Source organism: Saccharomonospora sp. NPDC046836 (genome assembly GCF_040645195.1).
In the GTDB taxonomy this organism is placed as follows: Bacteria; Actinomycetota; Actinomycetes; order Mycobacteriales; family Pseudonocardiaceae; genus Prauserella_A.
Genome location: NZ_JBEYXW010000026.1, coordinates 46988 through 68947, shown reverse-complemented (window position 1 = coordinate 68947; position 21960 = coordinate 46988). Strand labels below are relative to the sequence as shown.

General features: G+C 68.6%; 20 protein-coding genes, 2 tRNA genes and 1 other RNA gene. 7 read left to right on the top strand and 16 right to left on the bottom strand.

Annotation, left to right across the window (positions count from 1 at the left end):
• Nucleotides 1–15: 15 nt before the first annotated feature.
• The 5 genes from hutI to hutH are packed head-to-tail and all read right to left on the bottom strand — an operon-like array spanning nucleotide 16 to nucleotide 6809.
• Nucleotides 16–1176 (bottom strand): imidazolonepropionase, encoded by a 1161-nt coding sequence (gene hutI / locus ABZ863_RS25475; RefSeq protein ID WP_358540303.1) that lies wholly within the window; start codon nucleotides 1174–1176, stop codon nucleotides 16–18.
• Nucleotides 1173–2471 (bottom strand): formimidoylglutamate deiminase, encoded by a 1299-nt coding sequence (locus tag ABZ863_RS25470; protein ID WP_358540250.1) that lies wholly within the window; start codon nucleotides 2469–2471, stop codon nucleotides 1173–1175. The genes hutI and ABZ863_RS25470 overlap by 4 nt, the downstream gene beginning before the upstream one ends.
• Complete coding sequence (locus tag ABZ863_RS25465; protein ID WP_358540249.1) at nucleotides 2468–3667, bottom strand: allantoate amidohydrolase; 1200 nt, start codon at nucleotides 3665–3667, stop codon at nucleotides 2468–2470. Before ABZ863_RS25465 ends, ABZ863_RS25470 begins: the two co-directional genes overlap by 4 nt.
• The gene (gene hutU, locus ABZ863_RS25460; protein ID WP_358540247.1) at nucleotides 3664–5286 is read right to left on the bottom strand and encodes a urocanate hydratase; all 1623 of its coding nucleotides are present in this window, start codon (nucleotides 5284–5286) and stop codon (nucleotides 3664–3666) included. Before hutU ends, ABZ863_RS25465 begins: the two co-directional genes overlap by 4 nt.
• On the bottom strand, nucleotides 5283–6809 hold the full coding sequence (gene hutH / locus ABZ863_RS25455) for a histidine ammonia-lyase (RefSeq protein WP_358540244.1): 1527 nt from the start codon (nucleotides 6807–6809) through the stop codon (nucleotides 5283–5285). The genes hutU and hutH overlap by 4 nt, the downstream gene beginning before the upstream one ends.
• An 81-nt stretch (nucleotides 6810–6890) precedes the next feature.
• Between hutH and ABZ863_RS25450 the strand changes: the two genes are divergently transcribed.
• Nucleotides 6891–7670 (top strand): IclR family transcriptional regulator, encoded by a 780-nt coding sequence (locus tag ABZ863_RS25450; RefSeq protein WP_358540242.1) that lies wholly within the window; start codon nucleotides 6891–6893, stop codon nucleotides 7668–7670.
• A gap of 16 nt (nucleotides 7671–7686) precedes the next feature.
• On the opposite strand, the gene ABZ863_RS25445 is transcribed toward ABZ863_RS25450, so the two are convergent.
• Nucleotides 7687–7911 carry a hypothetical protein gene (locus ABZ863_RS25445; protein ID WP_358540240.1) on the bottom strand — a complete coding sequence of 75 codons (225 nt, stop codon included), beginning with the start codon at nucleotides 7909–7911 and terminating at the stop codon, nucleotides 7687–7689.
• A gap of 170 nt (nucleotides 7912–8081) precedes the next feature.
• Here ABZ863_RS25445 and ABZ863_RS25440 point away from each other — a divergent pair, with 170 nt between their 5' ends.
• Both ABZ863_RS25440 and ABZ863_RS25435 read left to right on the top strand, forming a co-directional pair.
• Complete coding sequence (locus tag ABZ863_RS25440) at nucleotides 8082–8336, top strand: type II toxin-antitoxin system prevent-host-death family antitoxin (protein WP_358540237.1); 255 nt, start codon at nucleotides 8082–8084, stop codon at nucleotides 8334–8336.
• Complete coding sequence (locus ABZ863_RS25435; protein WP_358540235.1) at nucleotides 8333–8764, top strand: type II toxin-antitoxin system VapC family toxin; 432 nt, start codon at nucleotides 8333–8335, stop codon at nucleotides 8762–8764. The genes ABZ863_RS25440 and ABZ863_RS25435 overlap by 4 nt, the downstream gene beginning before the upstream one ends.
• A gap of 199 nt (nucleotides 8765–8963) precedes the next feature.
• On the opposite strand, the gene ssrA is transcribed toward ABZ863_RS25435, so the two are convergent.
• Nucleotides 8964–9335, bottom strand: a transfer-messenger RNA (tmRNA) gene (gene ssrA, locus ABZ863_RS25430).
• A gap of 160 nt (nucleotides 9336–9495) precedes the next feature.
• Here ssrA and ABZ863_RS25425 point away from each other — a divergent pair.
• From ABZ863_RS25425 to ABZ863_RS25410, 4 genes are all read left to right on the top strand, one after another.
• On the top strand, nucleotides 9496–10161 hold the full coding sequence (locus ABZ863_RS25425) for a sensor domain-containing protein (RefSeq protein ID WP_358540233.1): 666 nt from the start codon (nucleotides 9496–9498) through the stop codon (nucleotides 10159–10161).
• Nucleotides 10162–10190: 29 nt separating this feature from the next.
• A complete protein-coding gene (locus ABZ863_RS25420) occupies nucleotides 10191–11321 on the top strand; it encodes a sensor histidine kinase (protein ID WP_358540230.1) in 1131 nt (376 codons plus the stop codon).
• A gap of 24 nt (nucleotides 11322–11345) precedes the next feature.
• Nucleotides 11346–11987, top strand: a complete 642-nt coding sequence (locus ABZ863_RS25415; RefSeq protein ID WP_358540228.1) for a response regulator transcription factor — start codon at nucleotides 11346–11348, stop codon at nucleotides 11985–11987.
• A 105-nt stretch (nucleotides 11988–12092) separates the two neighbouring features.
• Entirely contained in the window at nucleotides 12093–13364 is a 1272-nt protein-coding gene (locus tag ABZ863_RS25410; RefSeq protein ID WP_358540226.1) for an acyltransferase, read from the top strand.
• On the opposite strand, the gene ABZ863_RS25405 is transcribed toward ABZ863_RS25410, so the two are convergent.
• The 9 genes from ABZ863_RS25405 to ABZ863_RS25365 form a co-directional block, all read right to left on the bottom strand.
• Nucleotides 13361–14254 carry an amidohydrolase family protein gene (locus ABZ863_RS25405; protein ID WP_358540300.1) on the bottom strand — a complete coding sequence of 298 codons (894 nt, stop codon included), beginning with the start codon at nucleotides 14252–14254 and terminating at the stop codon, nucleotides 13361–13363. The two genes, ABZ863_RS25410 and ABZ863_RS25405, sit on opposite strands and share 4 nt — an antisense overlap.
• Nucleotides 14254–14736 carry an SsrA-binding protein SmpB gene (gene smpB, locus ABZ863_RS25400; RefSeq protein ID WP_358540225.1) on the bottom strand — a complete coding sequence of 161 codons (483 nt, stop codon included), beginning with the start codon at nucleotides 14734–14736 and terminating at the stop codon, nucleotides 14254–14256. Before smpB ends, ABZ863_RS25405 begins: the two co-directional genes overlap by 1 nt.
• Nucleotides 14737–14752: 16 nt before the next feature.
• A complete protein-coding gene (gene ftsX, locus ABZ863_RS25395; protein WP_358540223.1) occupies nucleotides 14753–15652 on the bottom strand; it encodes a permease-like cell division protein FtsX in 900 nt (299 codons plus the stop codon).
• Between the two features lie 73 nt (nucleotides 15653–15725).
• Nucleotides 15726–16415, bottom strand: a complete 690-nt coding sequence (gene ftsE / locus ABZ863_RS25390; protein ID WP_358540221.1) for a cell division ATP-binding protein FtsE — start codon at nucleotides 16413–16415, stop codon at nucleotides 15726–15728.
• 104 nt (nucleotides 16416–16519) lie between these two features.
• Complete coding sequence (gene prfB / locus ABZ863_RS25385) at nucleotides 16520–17632, bottom strand: peptide chain release factor 2 (protein ID WP_358540219.1); 1113 nt, start codon at nucleotides 17630–17632, stop codon at nucleotides 16520–16522.
• A 61-nt stretch (nucleotides 17633–17693) separates the two neighbouring features.
• Nucleotides 17694–18194, bottom strand: coding sequence for a helix-turn-helix transcriptional regulator (locus tag ABZ863_RS25380; RefSeq protein ID WP_358540217.1), 501 nt, complete (start codon nucleotides 18192–18194; stop codon nucleotides 17694–17696).
• A gap of 242 nt (nucleotides 18195–18436) precedes the next feature.
• A tRNA-Met gene (locus ABZ863_RS25375) sits at nucleotides 18437–18510 on the bottom strand.
• Between the two features lie 335 nt (nucleotides 18511–18845).
• A tRNA-Met gene (locus ABZ863_RS25370) sits at nucleotides 18846–18919 on the bottom strand.
• A gap of 70 nt (nucleotides 18920–18989) precedes the next feature.
• Nucleotides 18990–21920, bottom strand: a complete 2931-nt coding sequence (locus tag ABZ863_RS25365) for a UPF0182 family protein (protein ID WP_358540215.1) — start codon at nucleotides 21918–21920, stop codon at nucleotides 18990–18992.
• Between the last annotated feature and the right edge of the window lie 40 nt (nucleotides 21921–21960).

The following is a 21960-nucleotide window of genomic DNA, read 5'->3' as shown; positions in this document are numbered from 1 at the left end:
GATGGGGCTGAGCGCTCAGACCACGCGGCGCCCACGCCGCCAGACGGCCCAGGTCAGCGGCACGCCGGGCCGGTAGGCCAGGTGCGTGACCGAGGGCGCGTCGAGCACCTGCAAGTCGGCGCGCGCACCGACCCTGACGACGCCGACGGCGCCGTCCCCGGTGTCACGGCGCAGCGCCCTGGCACCACCGGCCGTGGCGGCGTACACGGCCTCGGCCACCGACAGTCCCATTTGGAGCACGGCCGTTGCCACGCAGAACGCCATCGAGGTCGTATAGGAGCTGCCGGGATTGGCGTTGGTGGCCAGTGCGATGGTGGCCCCGGCATCGAGGAGCCGTCGCGCGGGCGCGAGCGGCTGCCGGGTCGACAGGTCGCACGCGGGCAGCAGCGTCGCCACCGTGCCCGAGGCGGCGAGCGCCTCGACGTCCTCATTGGACAGATATGTGCAGTGGTCGACACTGGCCGCGCCGTGCCGCACCGCGAGCTGAACGCCGGGGCCGGGACCGAGCTGGTTACCGTGCACGCGCAGGCCAAGGCCGCGCGCGGCCGCGGCCAGCAGCACCCGTTCGGACTGGTCGCGGTCGAAAGCGCCCTCCTCGCAGAACACGTCGGCCCACCGCACGTGGGCTGCGACCGCGTCCAGCATCGGCCCGCACACCAGCTCCACATAGGACTCCGCGTCCGTCCCGGGTGGGACGATGTGTGCGCCGAGGAAGGTCACCTCGTCGGCCACCGCGGCGGCAATCCGCGCGGAACGTTCCTCGTGTTCGACGTCGAGCCCGTACCCGGTCTTGGTCTCCACGCAGGTGGTGCCCTGACGGATCGCCTCGGACACATGCCGTGCGAGGTTGGCCGCGAGTTCGGTGTCGGTGGCCTTCCTGGTGGCCTCGACGGTGACGGCGATTCCGCCCGCGCGGTACGGCTTTCCGGCCATCCGCGCCTCGAACTCGGCCGTGCGGTCGCCCGCGAACACCAGGTGGGTGTGGCTGTCGACCCAGCCTGGCAGTGCGGCGCGTCCTGCGGCGTCGACGGCCTGGTCGGCAATTGGCGCCAGCGCGGCCGGGCCGATCCACGCGATGTGCTCGCCCTCGACCACCACCGCCGCGTCGTGCAGGACGCCGAGCCCGGGGTCGTTCGTGGTGAGCTCACCGATCCCGGTCACGAGCGTGGACCTCATCGGCACAGGCGTTCGACCTCCTCGGCGAGTAGCGCGGCCGGCCGTGGGACGGTGCTGTGAACGCCATCGTGCACGACCCGCCTGCCTGCCACCAGCACCTCGGTGACGTCCGCCGCGCTCGCGGCGAAGAACACGCCGTCCGGCTCGGCGCCAGCGGTGCGGACGGAGTCGAGGGCGACGGTCACCAGGTCGGCCGCGGCGCCCGGTGCGATCCGGCCGACGTCGGCGAATCCCAGCGCATCATGGGCGGTCGCGGCCGCCAGCAGTTCGGCGCCGGTGAACCGTCCGCGTGCCTGGCTCGCCAGCCGTTCGTTGAGCTCCAGCGCCCGCGTCTCCTCGAAGGGATCGATCACGGCGTGGCTGTCGCTGCCGAGGCACAGCGCGACCCCCGCATCCAGCAGCGCGCGTCCGGGCCCGATGCCGTCACCGAGGTCGCGTTCGGTGGTGGGGCAGAAACAGGCACGCACACCACACCGACTCAAGGTCGACATGTCGTTTCCGCTGAGGTGAGTGGCGTGCACGGCGACGGTGCGCGGGCCGAGCACGCCGCCGTCTGCGAGGACCGCGGTGGGCGTGCGGCCGTGTACCCGCTGGCAGTCCTCGTTCTCCGTGCGCTGCTCGGAGAGATGGACGTGCAGTGGCCTGCCATGTGCCCAGTCCGCCACCACCGGCAGCGCCTCCGGTGGGACCGCACGCACCGAGTGCACGGCGGCACCCACCACCACGTGCTCGCTCTCGGGGCGCAACGCGCTGACCCGCTCGGCCCACGCGTGCACCGTGCCGTCACCGAAACGCAGCTGGGGTCCCTCGACCGAACGCTCGAACCCACCGGTGAGGTAACAGGTGTCGAGCAGGCACAACCGGATTCCCGCGTCCTGCGCCGCAGCCACCAGCACCGCGCTCATCGCGTTCGGATCGGCATAACGCCGCCCGCCGGGCGCATGGTGCAGGTAATGGAACTCCCCCACGCTCGTGTATCCGGCGAGCACCATCTCCGCATACACGCCACGGGCGAGGCTGTAGTAGGAATCCGGATCGAGCCGGGCCGCGAGCCGGTACATCAGCTCACGCCAGGTCCAGAACGTCCCGCGGTCGGCGTGCGTGCGCCCGCGCAGCGCACGATGGAAGGCATGCGAGTGCACATTGGCGAATCCGGGCACCGTCAGTCCAGTCAGGACAGTCCCGTTGCGCGGCTGCCCGGTGACGACCGCGCTGATGTGCCCGTCCGTGACGTCGATCCGGACCCCGCTCGCCACACCGGCCGGGAGCCACGCGTACTCGCACCAGTACGTCACCGGCACAGCTGCTCCAGCACGGTAACCAGCGCGGCCGCGCCGCCGTCCACATCGGCCGGTTCGGCGAACTCCTCCGGTGCGTGACTGATACCGGTGGGGTTGCGCACGTACAGCATGGCCGTCGGCACGTGTCCGGCGAGGATCGCCGCGTCGTGCCCCGCACCTGTCGGCAACGCGGGCACGCCGCCGAGCAACGTAGCTAGCTCGTCCCGCAGGCCAGAGTCGAACACCACGTCGCCGGAACAGGATTCCTCAGTCACCCTGACCTCGCAGCCCTCCTCGGCCGCGGCGGCTCGCGCGGCTTCGGCGATGTCCTCGACGAGGCTTCGCACACCGCTGCCGGGCACGCGGGCATCCAACCAGAGGTCCACTGTGGACGCAATGACGTTGGTGCCGCCGGGGTTCGGCACGATCCTGCCCACGGTGGCCCGCGCCTGCGGTACCGAGCGGGCGATACGCCGAGCCGCCGCGACCACTTCGGCAGCGGGCAGCATCGGGTCCCTGCGGTCGCCGAGCAGTGTCGCTCCCGCGTGGTTTCCCTGCCCTGTGAAGGAAAAACGCCACCGGCCGTGTGCGATCACCGTGCTGCCCACCGCGATCGGGGAGCCGAGGTCGATCAGCCCTCGGCCCTGCTCGACGTGCAGCTCGACGAAACACCCGATCCGGCCGAGCGCTTCGTCGTCACGGCCGAGCCGGTCCGGATCAAGCCCAGCCGCGGCGGCTGCCTCCGCGAAGGTGACCCCGTCGGGGTCGCGCAGCGCCCGTGCCGTCCCTGCCTCCAGCGCGCCGGTGAGCAGGCGCGAGCCGAGGCACGGCACCCCGAAGCGGCCGCCCTCCTCCTCCGCGAACACGACGATGGCAAGCGGTTTGCCGGGCGCGAATCCCTTGGCCTGCAATGCCTGCACGGCCGACAAGGCGCTCACCACGCCGAGTGGTCCGTCGAACGCGCCGCCACCCGGAACCGAGTCGAGATGGCTGCCTGTCACCACGGCGCCCGGCCCCGGCTCCGTCCACCACGCCCACATGTTGCCGTTCTGGTCGTCCTCGACGTGCAGGCCCAGCCCGCTCGCCCGCTCGCGGAACCAGGTGCGCAGCTCGGTTTCAGCCGCGTCGAACACGTGCCGCGAGTACCCGCCGCGGACCCGATCCCTGCCGACGTCGGCAATCTCCTCGAGCAACACCTGGGCGCTCGTCATGTGTCGTTCCGCATCGGGATGCGCAGGCCAGTGTCGGCGGCGACCTCCGCGGCGCGCGGGTAGCCGGCGTCGGCGTGCCGGAGGACTCCCATTGCCGGATCGTTCGTCAGCACGCGCTCGATCTTCTGTGCCGCCAGCACAGTGCCATCTGCCACGCAGACCTGCCCGGCGTGGATGGATCGCCCCATACCGACGCCGCCACCGTGATGGATCGACACCCAGGTCGCACCGGAGGCGGTGTTCACGAGCGCGTTGAGCAGGGGCCAGTCGGCGATCGCGTCGGAGCCGTCGGCCATGCCCTCCGTCTCCCGGTACGGGGACGCGACGCTGCCGGCGTCGAGATGGTCCCTGCCGATGACGATCGGCGCCTTCAGCTCACCACTGGCGACCATCTCGTTGAACCGCAGCCCCGCGAGGTGCCGCTCGCCGTAGCCGAGCCAGCAGATGCGGGCGGGCAGACCCTGGAACGCCACCCGCTCGCCCGCGAGGCGGATCCAGCGGGCCAGCGACTCGTTATCCGGAAACAGTTCGAGGATGGCGCGGTCGGTCGCCGCGATATCGGCGGGGTCCCCGGACAGCGCCGCCCAGCGGAACGGCCCCTTGCCCGCGCAGAACAGCGGCCGGATGTAGGCGGGCACGAAGCCCGGGTAGTCGAACGCCCGCGCACAGCCACCCAGCTTGGCTTCGCTGCGCAGCGAGTTGCCGTAGTCGAAGACCTCGGCGCCTGCGTCGAGGAAGCCGAGCATTGCCTCGACGTGTTCGGCCATCGAAGCACGCGAACGGTCGGTGAACTCGTCGGGTTTCCGCGCTGCGTAGTCGTGCCAGTCCTCGACGTCGACGCCGATCGGCAGGTAGGCGAGCGGATCGTGCGCGGAGGTCTGGTCGGTGACGATGTCCACCTCGAGTCCGCGTCGCAGCAGCTCGGGCAGTACCTCGGCGGCGTTGCCGATCACCCCGACCGACAGGGCCTCACGCCGCGCCCTCGCGGCAACGACACGCGCGATCGCATCGTCCACATCGGACGCCAGCTCATCGAGGTAACGGGTCTCCAGGCGACGTTGCGCGCGCCGGGGGTCGCATTCGACGACCAGCGCGACACCGCCGTTCATGGTGACGGCAAGCGGTTGCGCACCACCCATCCCGCCGAGCCCGGCGGTGACGGTGAGAGTGCCGGCCAGTGTGCCGCCGAAGCGTTTCCGTGCCACCTCGGCGAAAGTCTCGTAGGTGCCCTGGAGGATGCCCTGTGTGCCGATGTAGATCCAGGAACCGGCGGTCATCTGGCCGTACATGGTGAGCCCGAGCGACTCCAGCCTGCGGAACTCCGGCCAGTTCGCCCAGTCGCCGACGAGGTTGGAGTTGGCGATGAGCACGCGGGGTGCCCACTCATGCGTACGCAGCACGCCGACCGGCTTGCCGGACTGCACGAGCAGCGTCTCATCGGCGGCCAGTGTGGCGAGGCAGCGCTCGATTGCGTGGTAGCTGGGCCAGTCGCGGGCTGCCTTGCCGGTGCCGCCGTACACGACCAGGTCCTGCGGCCGTTCGGCGACGGCCGGGTCCAGGTTGTTGCGCAGCATGCGCAGCGCGGCCTCGGTCTGCCAGTTCTCGGCGGTGAGCGTCATCGTTCCTCCAGGCAGTCGAGTACGGCCCCGGACGCGACGAGTTCCTCCGCGGCGGCGATCTCGGGAGCCAGGTGACGATCGGGTCCCGGCCCGGCGACGCGGGTGCGCAGCAGGTCGCGTATCGCGGCGGTGACCGGTGCGGGCCGTAGTGGTGCGCGGAAGTCCAGCGCGCGGGCGGCTGTGAGCAGTTCGATAGCGAGCACGGTGGTGAGGCCGTCGATGCCGCGCCGCAGCTTGCGGGCCGCCGACCAGCCCATCGACACGTGGTCTTCCTGCATGGCACTGCTCGGGATCGAGTCCACCGACGCCGGCACCGCCAGCCTCTTGAGCTCGCTGACGATCGCTGCCTGCGTGTACTGCGCGATCATGTGCCCCGAATCGACGCCGGGATCCGCGGCGAGGAACGCGGGCAGCCCGTGCGAGCGCGCGATGTCGAGCATGCGGTCGGTGCGTCGCTCGGCGATGCTCGCGACGTCGGCGACCGTGATGGCGAGAAAGTCCAGCACGTAGGCGATCGGTGCGCCGTGGAAGTTGCCGTTGGACTCCACCCGGCCATCGGCGAGCACGACGGGGTTGTCGATGGCGGCGGCGAGCTCCCGGTCGGCCACCAACTCCGCGTGCGCGAGCGTGTCCCGTGCCGCGCCGTGTACCTGCGGTGCGCATCGCAGCGAGTAGGCGTCCTGCACTCGTGGGCAGTCCGGGCCACGGTGGCTGGCGACGATCTCCGAACCGGCGAGTACGTCCCGCATGCGGCGGGCCGAGACGGCTTGGCCGGGATGTGGCCGTAGCGCCTGCAGGTCCTCGGCGAACGCCCGGTCCGTGCCGAGCAGTGCCTCCACGCTCATCGCCGCGGTGAGGTCGGCGATGTCGAGCAGGCGCCGCAGATCGGCGACGGCGAGCACCAGCATGCCGAGCATGCCGTCGGTGCCGTTGGTGAGCGCGAGCCCTTCCTTCTCCGCGAGCGTGATCGGCTCGATGCCGACCACGCGCAGCGCGTCCGCGGCGGGCACCCGGTGTCCCGCGGCGTCGAACACCTCGCCCTCACCCATCAGCGCGAGTGCGACGGCGGCCAGCGGCGCGAGGTCGCCGGAGCAGCCGAGCGAGCCGTACTCGTGCACGACGGGCGTGATCCCCGCGTTGAGCAGTGCGGCGAGCGTCGCGGCCGTACCAGGCCCTACGCCGGTGTGTCCGGTGGTCAGGGTGCGCAGTCGCAGCAACATCAGCGCGCGCACGACCTCCGGCTCGACGGCGGGCCCGGCACCTGCGGCGTGTGAGCGGATCAGCGAGCGCTGCAGATCCGCACGCCGGTCCGCGGGGATGTGCCGCACCGCCAGCGCTCCGAACCCGGTGGAGACGCCGTAGGTCGGGCGTGTGGCTTCGGCGAGCGCGGCCACGTGTTTGCGCGCTCCGGCGATGTTCCTCTGGGCGACCTCGTCGATCATGACGGGTGCGTGGCCGCGGGTGACCGCGAGCACCTGGTCACGACGCAGCGGCGACGCCCCGAGCTGTACCTCGTCTGGCATACCCCTATTTCACTGGCCGGGGGCAGGCGCATCATCTGCGATGAGGCGGTTTGTGTCTCGGATTTCAGACAGGAGGCTGCTGTGGCGGAGGGCCACGTTCCCGCGTTGCGTCGCGGGCTCGCGCTGCTCGGCGTGCTGGCCCGGCATGCTGGACCAGTGTCGGCGGCAGCGTTGGCACGTGACCTGGGCCTGCCGCGATCCACGACGTATCACCTGCTCGCGGAGCTGGAAGCGGCCGGTTTCGTCGTGCATCTGCCCGCCGAACGCAGATACGGACTGGGCATCGCGGCATTCGAACTCGGCTCGGCGTACCTGCGGCACGATCCGCTGGAGCGGCTCGCCGGGCCGATCCTGCGCAGGCTCGTCGATCAGGTCGGGCACAACGCGCACCTGGGCGTGCTGCAGGGCAACGAGCTGGTGTACCTGGTCAAGGAACGGCCCGCGCGGCCACAGACGCTCGTCACCGATGTCGGCGTGCGCCTTCCCGCCCACCTGACCGCGTCGGGTCGGGCGATGCTGGCGCACCTGCCGGTCGCGCATGTGCGCGCATTGTTTCCCAGCGCCGCGGCCTTTGTCCGCCGCACCGACCGCGGCCCCCGCGGACTGGCCGAGCTGCGGCACACGCTCAGCGCGCATCGCAGGCTCGGCTGGGCAGTCGAGGACGGCCACGTCACGGCGGGCTTCGCCTCCGTGGCCTACCCGGTGTTCGACCACGGCGGGAGGCCGATGGCGGCGATGAGCGTGACCTTCCGCCATCTCTGCGACGGCGCCGGCTGCACCGAAACCTGGGCGGAGCTGGCCGCGCAGGTCCGGCAGGCAGCCGACGAGCTGACCACGCGGATCGGTGGTCAGCGGCCCTGACCGCAGGCGGCCTCGGTCACCGCTCCGCCAACCGCCTGGCCAGCATCGCCTTTCCCTGCTCCGCGGCCTTGTCGTTGTTGTGCTGGATCTTGCGGAACCACGTGGCGAGTTCCTCATCGCCCGCGCGCTCGGCGTCCTGCGCGTACTCGTCGAGCTGCCACACGTAGTGCAGCGATGCCTGGAGCACGCTGATCAAGTCGAAGTTCTTGTCCTTCACCGGAGTCTGCGGCCTGGTCGCCATCGTCGGCCTCCCTTCCTTACAGGAAAGGCTTGCCCGCGAAAATCCGCATCAAACCGGCCGGAGCGCCGGCAACCCAGGTCTGTACCAATGCTGGGTTCCTGTCGGAACGTTGCCGCTGTCGGCACTTTGTGGCTACATTGAAGGTAACGATTGTGACCACAGGAGCCGTTATGCGCATCGGGATCCGCGAACTACGCGACGGGCTGAGCCGCCACCTCGCCGAGGTTCGCAAGGGCCACACGGTGACCATCACCGACCACGGAACCGTCATCGCACGCATCGTGCCAGCGGACCAGCCGAACGCGCTCGAACGGCTCATCGCAGAAGGTCGTGTCCGCCCTGCCGCACGAAGGAAGCGCCCAGCCCCCGAACCGATCAAGACCGCCGGCTCCGTGAGCGAACTCGTCGCCGAACAGCGTCGATGATCGCCTACTTCGACACCTCGGCATTCGTCCCATTGCTGATCGACGAACCGGCCAGCAGCTTCTGCCGTCGACTCTGGGACGACGCCGACGCCATCGTCACCTCGCGCCTGCTGTACGTCGAAACGGCTGCTGCCCTGGCGCTGGGCGTGCGGCTTGGTCGGCTCACCGACGCGGAGCACACATCGGCGCTGCGCCTGCACAATCAACTGTGGCGGGAGTTCGATGTCGTCGAAGCCGACGAAGACGTCATCAACCGCGCCGCCGATCTCGCGTATGAACTTGCCCTGCGCGGCTACGACGCCGTGCACACCGCATCTGCTAAGCAAGTCAATGCGGAGGATCTGGTGGTAGCCAGCGGCGACCGCAAACTCCTGGAGGGCTGCGCCAAGCTGGGCATGGCGACCGCGGACACGGTGTCGCCTGCCTGACCAGCGAGACTGTGGACGCGAACTGATCTACAAGCGGGTGGGTCTAACGTGGCACAACCCGAACTCGTCGATGCTGGTTGACGACCAACGCAACCACGCTGGGACGGCAGCAGCTCGCACCGTAGAGGGTTTGGGGGACTCGGTCCCCCAATATGATCCGGAGCGACCCGGTCCGCGCTTCCGCGGACACGGGTCGGCCGAGTGGAGGTGCCGGGAATCGAACCCGGGTCCTCTGTCGCCTTTCCAGGGCTTCTCCGTGCGCAGTTCGCTGTGTCTCTACTCGGCCCCACCGGTCACGCGAACAAGCCGGTGTGACGGGCCCAGCCACTGTTTGCTTCCCAACCAGCTCCCGTGGCCGGAGCTGGCGGTAAGCCTCCTAGCTGATGCCGGCATACCGGGTCGGAGGCTTACCCGGGCCGACAGACTCGCACTCGCTCAGGCAGCGAGGGCGAAGTCGCGCTGACTATTCGTCTTGGCGCTTATTTTAGTTGCGACGACGCTCACGGTGGTCGTGGCCTGCACCGGCACGCTTCCCCTGGATCAACGTCCAGAGTCGAGACCGTTCACCCCCTTGATCTTTCTGCTTCAAACCAGCATAACCCCACACGCAAACGGATAATTCCCCCGGCGGGGTAGGGACAACCCCACCCACGATCCGCCAGCGCACTTCATGGTTTACGCAGGCCAGGCAGGCGAAGCTGAGCACTACCAGCCAGCGAAGGGAACCAGCCATGGACCACCGGGGCAACCGGCCGTCGGTCGGCGGGTCAGCCGCCTACCTGCTCCTCAACCTGCCCGTGGGCATCATCGGCTTCGTCTTCCTGGTCACCACGTTGACGGTGGGTGTCTCCACCGCGATCATCTGGGTCGGCCTGCCCATACTGGCGCTGGCGATCCTGGGAACTCGCGGCGGAGCCCGGCTGGAGCGAGCCCGGATCTATGCGCTGCTCGACCGTTACATCACGCTGCCCTACCGGCCGCTACCCGGCGGGAGCCAGAAGCTGCGCTGGATGGCTCGCCTCAAGGACGCCGCCACCTGGCGCGACCTGACCTACTTCCTGCTGTTGTTCCCGATCGGCATCGCGGAGTTCGTCGTGGTGGTGACGAGCTGGGCGTTCGCCCTCGGCCTCGTCGCGCTCCCCATCTACTACCGCTTCCTGCCTGAGGGCGCCTACTTCTTCCCGTCCTTCGACCTGCGCTGGATCACGGTCGACTCGGTACCCGCGGCCTTGCCGTGGGCCGCACTGGGGGTCCTGTTCGTCGCGCTCGCGGCCGTGCTGACGCGCGGCATGGGCGCCGCGCACGCCCGATTCGCCGAACTGCTGCTCGGCCCGACCGCCGACCGGGTGCACGAGTCACAGGGCTGGCCCGCGACCACGGCGCCGGTGGCAGGATGACGAGCAGCACAGCGACGGAGGACTCACCCATGACGGAGGTCGCGGCACTGGCCGAGCAGCCGCGGCCGAACGCCATCAAGACCATCGGCTTCATGATCGCGAGCTTCCCGCTGCGGCTGGTGCAGTTCATCCTGATCGTGACGCTGGCGGTGGTGGGCATCGCCACGACGATCGTGTGGATCGGCATCCCGATCCTGCTGGTGGCCACCCAGCTCACCCGCTGGTTCGGCGATCTCGAACGCAGCTGGGTGCGGTCTGCGCTGCACACGCCGATGCCTCCTGCGGAACGGCAGGCCGCCGAGGGCAGCTGGGTACGCCGGTGGTTCGCCCAGCTCACCGACCTGACCACCTGGCGCGATCTCGGCTACCTGATGCTGGTGTTCCCCATCGGCGTGCTGGAGTTCGTGATCGGCCTGGTGGGGATCGTCCTCGTGCCGATCGCCGTGTGGGTGGTGCCCGCCATCGGCTGGCTGCACGGCAGGCTGGCGCTGGCGCTGCTGGGGCCGCCCCGGGCTCAGCGGCTCGAGGCCAAAGCCTCCCGCCTGCAGGCCTCCCGTGCACGCGGCGTGGACGCCGCCGAGGCCGAGCGGCGGCGTATCGAGCGGGATCTACACGACGGCGCCCAGCAGCGGCTCGTGGCCGTGGCCATGAGCCTCGGCCGCGCGAAGTCCAAGCTGAACAACGACCCCGAGGCACTACGGGAACTGATCGACGAGGCACACACGGACGCCAAGCTCGCCGTGTCGGAGCTACGTGACCTCGCCCGCGGCATCTACCCCGCGGTGCTGGCCGACCGCGGTCTCGACGCGGCACTGTCCGCGCAGGCGGCGAAGGCGCCGATCCACGTCGACGTGGCGGTGGACGTCGAGCCACGGCCACCGGCCGCGGTGGAAACAACGGCCTACTTCATCGTCGGCGAGGCCCTCACCAATATCGCCAAGCATGCACGCGCCAGCGAGGCAGTGGTGAAGGTCTGGCGCACCGACGACACCGTGGTGGTCGAGGTGACCGACAACGGGCAAGGCGGCGCATCGTTGCGGCCGGGGGGTGGGCTTGCCGGGCTCGCCGACCGTGCTGCCACGATTGACGGCGTCATCTCCGTTGTCAGCCCACCCGGTGGTCCCACAGTGATCCGAGCGGACCTGCCCTGCACCTGGTGAGCTGCTCCTCACTGGGGGGCTTGCATGCGCGTGGTCATCGCCGAGGATGCCGTCCTGCTCCGCGCCGGGGTCCAGCGTCTGCTGGCCGACGAGGGCATCGAGACAGCCGCGGCTGTCGGTTCGGGCGACGAGCTCCTCGCCGTCGTCCAGGAACACCGGCCTGAGCTGGCCATCGTCGACGTCCGGATGCCACCCACGTTCACCGACGAGGGGTTGCGCGCCGCACTACGGGCGCGCGAACTCGTCAATGGCCTGCCGGTGCTGGTGCTCTCGCAGTACGTCGAGGAGACCTATGCCGTCGAGCTGCTTTCGGGCGGCGCTGGTGGCGTCGGCTACCTGCTGAAGGAGCGAGTTGCCGACGTCACGGAGTTCGTGGACGCGGTACGCCGCGTCGCGGGTGGCGGCACGGCCATCGACCCGGAGGTGATCGCACAGCTCATGGCCAGAGGCAGGAAGAACCCGCTCGACTCTCTGACGGCGCGGGAAAGCGAAGTACTGGGTCTGATGGCGCAGGGGCTGTCCAACACGGCGATCGCGGGCAGGCTGGTGGTTTCGCACGGGGCCGTGGAGAAGCACATCGGCAACATCTTCGCCAAGCTCGGCCTCGAAGCGAGCTCCGAGGAGCACCGTCGTGTCCGTGCGGTGCTGACCTACCTCGGCCGCTGACACCTGGGGTAGGGCAGCCCCTACCCAACGGAGCGGAAAACCGGAACGGCAAGACGGCGGGCTGCCGGGCTGTGCCAGAAGCCCTCGCTGACCAGGCTTAATGGCATGATCACGAGCCAGGTGAGCCCTCCGGTCACACGCGACCGGTTCCTCGATATCGTCCGCGCTGTCGCGATCCTCGGCGTGGTCGTCCAGCACTGGGCGATGCCGGTGCTCGACTATTCCGACGGGCAGCTCTCGACCGGCAACGCACTCGCGACCCCCGGCTGGTGGGTCGTGACATGGTTGTCGCAGGTCATGCCGCTTGTCTTCTTCGCAGGCGGCGCCGCCAACCTGCTGTCGCTGCGCCGCGCGGCCAGCCCGCGTGACTGGCTCGGCGCCCGGCTTCGCAGGTTGCTGCTCCCGGTCCTGCCGCTGTTCGCCGTCTGGCTGCTCGTCCCGCGGCTGCTGCGCGATCTCGGCGTGCCGGAGCAGCCGGTGGCCCTCGCCGGGTCCATCACCGCGCAGCTGCTCTGGTTCCTCGCCGTTTACCTGCTGACGATCCTGGCCACACCGCTCATGGTCGCCGCGCACCGCCGCTGGGGCCTCGCCGTTCCGGTCGTCCTCGCCGGTGCCGCGATCGTCGTCGACGTCGCCCGGTTCACCGGGCCGGGACTGGCCGGCTACGCCAATGCCGTGTTCGTCTGGCTCGCCGTGCACCAGCTCGGCTTCCACTACACCGAGGGCAGGCTCGCCGACATCTCGCGCCGGGCAGCACTGGCGATGTCCGCGGGTGGTTTCGCGGTCACCGCGCTGCTGGTGGTGTTCGGACCGTACGCAGCCAGCATGATCGGGATGCCGGGCGCGCCCATGTCCAACATGAGCCCGCCCACCGTGTGCCTGATCAGCCTCGCCATCGGGCAGATCGGTCTCGCGCTCGCCGCGAAACCGGTGCTCAACCGCATCGCGCAGCGGCCAGGCGTGCAGAGCGCGCTCGGCTGGGTCGGCCCGCGGTTCATGAGCATCTACCTGTGGCACATGCCGGCGCTCGTCGTGGTCTCCGGCGTCACGGTCCTCGCGCTGGACTACGCGACGCCGGCCCCCGGCAGCGTGTTGTGGCTGGTCGCGTTGCCGGTCTGGCTCGCGTTCACCGGGGCGGTGCTCACCGGCCTGCTGCGTGCGTTCGCCCGGTTCGAGGCCGCCCCGCGGCCCGGCGCGGTGACGGTCGGCACCTGGCAGCTGGTCGTGGCTGGGCTACTCGCTTCGGCGGGCCTGCTGGGGCTGGCGGCCAAGGGTTTCGCCAACGGTCCGGAGCTGTTCGTCGTGCTGGTCATCGCTGCGTTCCTGCTCAGCGGCAAGCCAATCGCCCGCGACCGTAAAGCCGTCGTAAGCCGCTAGATCCCGAGGAGTTTGGCGGGGGTGTCGTGGAGGACAGCGCGGAGGAACGGCTCGCAGAGCCGGTCCTCCGCGTCGGCCCAGCCGGCGATCGCCCGCAGCTGCGTGGCGTAGGAGTAGGGGATGTTGGGGAAGTCGGAGCCGAGCACCACGCGGTCGGCGAACGGCACCAGCCGCTGCGGCCAGTCCGCTGGCAGCGGCATGAGGTTCTCGGTGAACGGCACGCCGACCATCGTGGTGTCGAGGTACACCCGCGGATAGCTCGCGACGAGCTCCAGCGCCCGCGCATACTCCGGCATCGCCGCGTGCGCCAGCACCGCGACGAGCTGCGGATGCCGGGTCAGCACCTCGGCGAACACGTCGAGGCCCGTGTGTTCACCACGCAGCGGGCCATGTCCACAGTGGATCACGACGGGCACGCCGGCGTCGGCGAGCGCTCCCCAGACGCCGTCGAGCAGCCGGTCCCGCGGATCGTAGGCACCCACCTGAACGTGTGCCTTGAAGCACCGTGCGCCGTCTCGCAGCGCGGAATCCACATAAGACGCCGCGGACGGCTCCGGGTACAGCGTTGCGGTCGGCACGGCAGCCGGCTCGCGGTCGGCGAAGTCCAGCGCCCACTGCGTGAGCCACTCCCCCATGCCCTGCTTGTGCGGGTACACCAGCGGGGCGAACCGGCGCACGCCCAGTGAACGCAGGACAGCCAGCCGCTGCGGCTCCGGCTCCCGGTAATGCACCGGCCAGGCCAGGCCGTAGTGCTCGGCGGCGTTGTCGAAATACGCCCACACCTTGTGCAGCACCCGCTCGGGCAGGAAATGCACGTGGATGTCGACCAGCCCGGGCAGCCCGAGCGAGCGGACCCAGCCGGCGACATCCTCGTCCGAGGCGGGGCCGATCAACGACCGTACTTCCCCTTGACGGCGCGGCCCATGGCTTTGGCGACCTCGCGCTGAGCGTCCCGCTTGGCGATCGCCTGCCGCTTGTCGTAGGCCTTCTTACCCCTGGCGAGCGCCAGCTCGACCTTGACCTTGCCGTCCTTGAAGTACAGCGCGAGCGGCACGAGGCTGACGCCGCCCTCCTTGGTCTTGCCGATGAGTTTCTCGATCTCGTTGCGGTGCAGCAACAGCTTCCGCGTGCGCCGCGGCGCATGGTTGGTCCACGTGCCCTGCACGTACTCCGGAATGTGCAGCCCGCGCAGGAAAACCTCGCCGTCGTCGACCGTGGCGAACGCATCGGCCAGCGATGCCTTGCCATCGCGCAGGCTCTTCACCTCGGTACCTACGAGGACGACACCGGCCTCGTAGGTATCGAGGATCGCGTAGTCGTGCCGCGCACGGCGGTTCGACGCGATGACCTTACGACCGACTTCCTTGGGCATGTCTACGACTGTATCCCTAGTGACGCACGTACAGGCGCAGCGTCACATAGCCGGTGATCGCCGAGATGAGAACCGACACCCCGAGCAGGATCGGCGCCACCGGGAAAAGCACGTCGATCAGCTCCACCGGCGGTATCGCCCCGCCCGTCGCCTCGAGGATGCGGTCGAGCGCAACGTACTTGAGCGCGATCAGCCCGCCGATGCCGAGCACGGCACCGAAGGTGCCGGCGACCACCGCCTCCAACAGGAACGGCAGCTGCGTGTACCAGCGTGTCGCGCCCACCAGCCGCATGATGCCCACCTCGGTGCGCCGCGTGTACGCCGAGACCTGGATGGTGTTGGCGATCAGCAGCACGGCGGCGAGCGCGGCGATGAGCGCGATGATGAACGTGCCGTTGCGGCCGGAGTTCAGCAGGCTGAAGAACCGGTCGAGGAACTTGTTCTGGTCGTCGATGTTCGCCACGCCGGGTTGCCCAGTGTATTCCTGCACGATGACGTCACTGCGCGCCGGATCGAACAGCTTGACGTGCAGCGACGCCGGCAGTGCCTCCGGCCGGGCGAGCTCGACGAGTTCCGGCTGCCCTTCGAAGATCCGCTTGAAGCGCTCGTATGCCTGGGTCCGGTTCTCGAAGACGACGGACTCGACGGCCTGGTTGTTCTCCAGGGACTGCCGGATCGCCGTACACGGTTCGCTGGTGCAGTCGGCGTCGTTGGCGCTGATGTCACCGGTGAGGTAGACCGCCACCTCGACGTCGTCGAGATAGCTGGCCTGCATCTTGTCGATCGTGCGGACGAAAAGCAGGCCACCACCGAACATGCCCAACGAGATGGCGGTGGTGAGGATCATGGCGATGGTCATCGTGACGTTCCGGCGTAGGCCGGTGATGACCTCGCTGAACACGAAGCTGGCGCGCATGGGACGGAGGATTTCCTTGGGTCGGGGGATAAGCGGGCGGGGTTAGCGGAGTGACGTAGGCGGCTGCGGGGGATCAGCGCCCGACGCCGTACACCCCGCGTTTGTCGTCTCGGATCACCCGGCCGAGGTGCAGCTCGACGACACGGCGGCGCATCGAGTCGACGATGGAGTGATCGTGGGTGGCCATCAGCACGGTGGTGCCGGTGCGGTTGATGCGCTCCAACAGCAGCATGATGTCCTGGCTGGTGTCGGGGTCGAGGTTCCCGGTCGGCTCGTCCGCGAGCAAGACGAGCGGGCGGTTCACGAACGCGCGAGCGATCGCGACACGCTGCTGCTCACCTCCGGAGAGCTCATTGGGCATGCGGTCCGCCTTACCGTCGAGGCCGACCAGTTCGAGCACCTCGGGTACGACCTTGGTGATCGTCCGCTTGGGTTTACCGATGACTTCGAGGGCAAAGGCGACGTTTTCCGCGACGGTCTTGTTCGCCAGCAACCGGAAGTCCTGGAACACGCAGCCCATCGTCTGACGCAGGCGGGGAATCTTGCGGCGGGGCAACTTGGCGACGTCGAAATTCGACACCATTACCCGTCCACGGGACGGCACCTCCTCTCGCAGCAGCAGCCGGAGGAAGGTCGATTTCCCCGACCCCGAAGGGCCGATGAGAAAGACGAACTCGCCCTTGTCCACATCGACCGACACACTGTCCAATGCGGGACGTGTGGAGGTCTTGTAGACCTTGGAAACAGTATCGAGCCGGATCACGGTGCGCCATCCTACCCATGGCGTTCGTTAAGGTCCGGTTGCCTCAGCAAAGGGCTCGCGGTGTCTTTCCAAAATGCCTGCTAGACGGCCGTTCGCGAGGCCACTCAGCCAGCGGCGGCGGTTTCCTGCTGCTTGCGCCAGCGGATGCCTGCTTCGAGGAACGCGTCGAGGTCACCGTCGAGCACTGCCGACGGGTTGCCCACCTCGTATTCCGTGCGCAGGTCCTTCACGAGCTGGTACGGGTGCAGGACGTACGAGCGCATCTGGTTGCCCCAGCTGGACCCGCCGTCGCGCAGCGCGTCCAGCTCGGCTCGCTCCTCCGCCTTCTTGCGCAACAGCAGTTTCGCCTGGAGAACCTTCATCGCGGCTGCCTTGTTCTGCAGCTGCGACTTCTCGTTCTGGCACGACACGACTATCCCGCTGGGCAGGTGTGTGATGCGAACGGCGGAGTCGGTGGTGTTCACGCTCTGCCCACCGGGGCCTGACGAGCGGTACACGTCGACGCGGATGTCCTTCTCCGGCACCTCGACATGGTCGATCGCCTCGACCTCGGGCAGCACCTCGACGTGCGCGAACGACGTCTGCCTGCGGCTCTGGTTGTCGAACGGGGAGATGCGGACGAGCCGGTGAGTGCCCTGCTCGACCGAGAGGGTGCCGTAGACGTAGGGCGCGCTGACCTTGAAGGTCGCGGACCGGATGCCCGCCTCTTCGGCGTAGGAGATGTCGTAGACGTCGGTGGGGTAACCGTGCCGTTCCGCCCAGCGCAGGTACATGCGCAGCAGCATCTCGGCCCAGTCGGCGGCGTCGACACCACCGGCCTCGGACCGGATGGTGACGACGGCGTTGCGCTCGTCGTACTCCCCGGAGAGCAGGGTGCGCACCTCGAGGGCGTCGACGTCCCTTGCGAGGTTCTTGAGATCGGTGTCGGCCTCGCTCATGGTCGCGGCGTCACCCTCGGCCTCGGCCAGCTCGTACAGCACTCCGAGGTCGTCGAGGCGCTGGCGCAGGTCGGTCACCTTGCGGATCTCGGCCTGCTTGTGCGAGAGCTGGCTGGTCACCTTCTGCGCGGCCTCGGGGTCGTCCCAGAGGTTGGGGCGGGCCGCCTCTTCCTCCAGCTCGGCAACCTCTTTGCGCAGGGAGTCGAGGTCCATCACGGACTCGATCTGCGTCAACTTGCCGCCGAGGTCCTTCAGGGCAGCTTCGAACTCGACACTCACAACCCACAAGGTTACGGCAATTCGTGCGGCCGCTCGCGGCGGCCGCACGAAGCCGCTCTGCTCAGCTCGCGGACACCGTGTCCAGGAGCTTCAGCGCCGCCCTCGCATGCGTCTGGCCGAACTCGGCGACGGCCTTGGCGACGGGGTCGCTCGCCGCCTTGACGGCGGTCTTGGCCTCGTCGAGCTGCGCGGTGTACACGGCCTTGGCCGACTCGAAGAGCGACGTGCGCTGCTTCGAGGTGAGCACACCGGCGTGGACGACACGCAGGATCAGCGGACTGCGGAGGTGGTCAGGACCAGAGTCACTGGTCAGCCACGTCTTGAAGGCCTTCTTGCCCGCTGCGGTGATCAGGTATTGCTGGCTGGAGCGCGGTCCCTGCTTGCCGAGCCGCACGAGGCCTTCCTTGTGCAGAGCGGGAAGCTCCCGGTACACCTGGCTCCTCGTCACGCTGAAGAACGTGCCAAAGCGTTCCTCAGCTCCTGCGACGAGCTCGCCACCAGTGGCAGGGCCGTCGTGAAGCAGACCTAGCAGTGCTGCGGCAGTTGCGTTCAAATCGGACACCTATCTACCGTCCCACGTATTCGCATATCTGTCCACAGTGGTCCACGATTCCGTCCACAGTGGAACTCCTGTATCACTGGAGCGCACCGGGCCACTCGGACACGAAAATGGCCCCAAACGCCTACCTGCCGGGGGCCAGGGGGGCGAAGCCCGTCCTGGCGGGCGCGCGGGGGTTCGACCCCCGAAGAAATGCGAAAAAGGCCCGGTCTGCCTAGTTCGGCAGACCGGGCCTCTCACCTCTGTAGCGGGGACAGGATTTGAACCTGCGACCTCTGGGTTATGAGCCCAGCGAGCTACCGAGCTGCTCCACCCCGCGTCGTTGTGTTCACAAGACTACCGGATGCCCAAACAGCCCCAACAAGCACCCCCAGTTACCCCAATCAGCCCAACAAGACACCTCGCCACCCCGGCGACCGAAGCCCTCAGACATAAGGATTCCCTCAAAACCGCCCGGCAACCAGCCGAACCAAGGGGCCAGATGGCCGAAGCCCCTCTAACAAGGCACCCCCACACCCCGAACCGGCAACCGACCGAATGGGGGGTCCAGGGGGGCGAAGCCCCTCCTGGCGGGGGCGCGGGGGTTCGACCCCCGAAGAAATGCGAAGGAGACCCGGTCTGCCTATCTCGGCAGACACGGGTCTCCCATCTCTGTAGCGGGGACAGGATTTGAACCTGCGACCTCTGGGTTATGAGCCCAGCGAGCTACCGAGCTGCTCCACCCCGCGTCGGTGACACCTACCTTACGCCTGGGTTGCGATCAGACGCAAAGCGGGTGCCCCTTTACTCGCCGTGACGTCAGCCACCGGCTCGTTGTGCCTGCTCGTAGCGCTGGGCAGCGGCGTCCAGCTCGGCAAGCGCCTGCCCCTGAGCAGTGAAGTCGCCGGACTGCTGGGCTGCCCGCAGCCTCTCCAGTGCGGCCTGGATGTCGCGGACCGCCTGATCGAGGTTGGCGTTGCCGCCCGCAGGCGGCGGTGGCGGCTGCTGGTTCGTCGAGGATGGCGGCGTCGTGGTCGGCGATGTGGTGGTGCCCTGCGGCGGCCCCTGCGCAGGACCAGTCGCCGCGTCGCCGGAACCGGCGCCGAAGACCTCGTCCAGCGCGCCGTTGAGAGTCGAGGCGAAGCCGATCTTGCCACCGAAGGACACCAGCACACGGGCCAGCTGCGGATAACTCTGCGTGTTGCGTTGCTGGATGTAGATCGGTTCCACGTAGAGGAAGCCGCCTGCCACCGGCAAGGTCAGCAGGTTGCCGTAGATGATGTCGACGCTCTGGTTGCCCAGCAGCGTTCTGTCCTGCGTGAACGCCGGGTTGCTCTGGAAGGCGTTCTGCACCTGCACGGGGCCTTCCAGCTGGTTGCCGCCTGTCGGCAGCCGCAGCACCGTGATCTTGCCGTAGTCCTGCGGATCCGACGACACCGAGACCCAGGCGGCCAGATACTGCCTTGCCAGTGGTGTCAGTGCGCTGGTCAGCTGGAAGGTCGGCTCGTTCTGCCCCGGCGCCTGCGCGAGCACGTAGTACGGCGGTTGCTTGGCAGCGTCGGAGTTGGGGTCGAGCCCGCCCGGCTGTGTGGGGTCCTGCGGGACGTTCCAGAACGTCTGCGTGGAGTAGAACTCCTGCGGGCTCTGCACGTGGTACTTGGTGAGGAGCTCCCGCTGGATCTTGAACATGTCCTCCGGGTAGCGGAAGTGCTCCCGCAGTTCCGGCGAGATCTCCGAGCCCGGCTTCACCGTCCCCGGGAAGACGTTCATCCAGGCCTTCAGCACCGGATCGTCGTTGTCCACCTGGTAGAGGTTGACGGTGCCGTCGAACGCATCGACGGTGGCCTTCACCGAGTTGCGGACGTAGTTGATCTGGTTGTTGGCCTGGCGTGCCACACCGGACAGCGAGTCTTCGGTGGCCATGCCGAGCGAGGTGCGCTGCGCGTACGGGTAGTTGTTGAGCGTCGTGTACCCGTCGACGATCCACTGGATCCGGCCGTTGATCACCGCCGGATACGGGTCGCCGTCGACCGTGAGCCACGGCGCGACCTTCTCGACGCGCTCCCGCGGATCGCGGTTGTACATGATCTTGGAGCCATCACCGATGGCATCGGAGAAGAGAATGTTCCGCTCGCCGTACTGGGCCGCGAAGACGAGCCTGTTGAACCAGTTGTCGATCGGTACGCCGCCGGTGCCCTGGTAGAGGTAGCTGCGGTCGGTGGCCGTGTCGTACTCGCCCGGCGCCTGCCCCGGCTGCCCGCCGACGATCGCGTAGTCGTGGGCCAGCTCGCCGTAGTAGATGCGCGGCTCGGCGACGTGAATCCCCGAGCCGTTCGGGTTCTGCGTGTCACTGGTACGCGCGATCGGGTACCCACCGTCGCTGTTGGCCTCTTCGATGGCCCGGTCGATGGTGTTGGCCGGCGCGGCGACGAAGCCGTTGCCGTGGGTGTAGACGAGGTGCCGGTTGATCCAGTTCTGCTGGTTCTCGCGCAGCCCGTTGGTGTTGATCTCCTTCGCGGCCACGATGTAGGACTGCTTCTTGCCATCGACGGTGTAGCGGTCGACGTCGAGCTTGTCCGGGAAGCCGTAGAAGTTCTCCCGCCCGACACGCTGGGTGAACGTCGCGCTCAGCACGCCCGGGTCGAGCAGCCGGATGTTAGGGATGGTGCCCTGGTCGTCGCGGACCTCCCCTGGGGTGGCCTGCGAACTGCCTGTGTAGTCCCGGTAGTCGACGCCGTCCAGCCCATAGGCGATGCGCGTCGCCTCCATGTTCCGTTCGATTGACTGTGCCTCACGCTCGTTGGCGTTCGGGCGGACCGAGAACTGCTCGAGCACCGCGGGCCAGGCGACGCCGACGATGATGCCGGACAGGATCAGCAGCACGAGCGCGATCGCGGGCAGCTGGATGTTGCGCAGGAACGCCCCGACGAAGAAGGCGATCGCACAGAACACCGAGATGCACAGCAGGATGAGCTTGGCAGGCAGCACCGCGTTGAGGTCGGTGTAGGTCGCACCGGTGAAGAGGCTGTTGCGGTCGGACAGCAACAGGTTGTAGCGGTCCAGGAAGTACTCGACGGCCTTGAACAGGACGAAGACGCCGATCAGAACCGAAAGGTGCACGCGAGCGGAGCCGGAGATCTGGCCGCCCCGGCCGGCGAGCCGGATGCCACCGAACAGGTAGTGCGCGAGCAGCCCGCCGATGAAGGCGACGACGACCGCGACGAACAGCCAGCCGAGCAGCCAGCCGTAGAACGGCAGCTGGAAGACATAGAAGCCGATGTCGTGGCCGAATTCGGGGTCCCGCTGGTTGAAGCTCGTGCCGTTGAGGAACAGCTGCACCAGTTCCCAGTTGCCCTGACCGGTCACACCCGCGACCAGACCGGCGAGCACCGGGATGCCGATGCCGAAGAGCCGGGTCCGTGTGACGACGAGCGAGCGGTAACGCGCGAGCGGGTCGTCGGCGCCGGAGACGGGCACGAAGACCGGCCGGGTCCGGTAGGCGATGGCGAGGCTGATGGCGAGGAGCCCGCCGACCAGCAGGCCGGTGGCGAAGAACAGCGCGATCCGGGTCAGCAGGACGGTGCTGAAGACGTTGCGAGCGCCGACCTCACCGAACCAGAGCCAGTCGATATATGTATCCAGGAACCGCGCCCCGAGCAGCAGGATGAGGACGATGACGCCCGCGAGTGTCAGCAGGATGCGGGCTCGCCGGGACAGCTTCGGCAGGCTGACTGGGGGCCGGGTGGCCACTACGCACACTCCTGTGGTCGAGACGGTCGCGGGGCGCCAG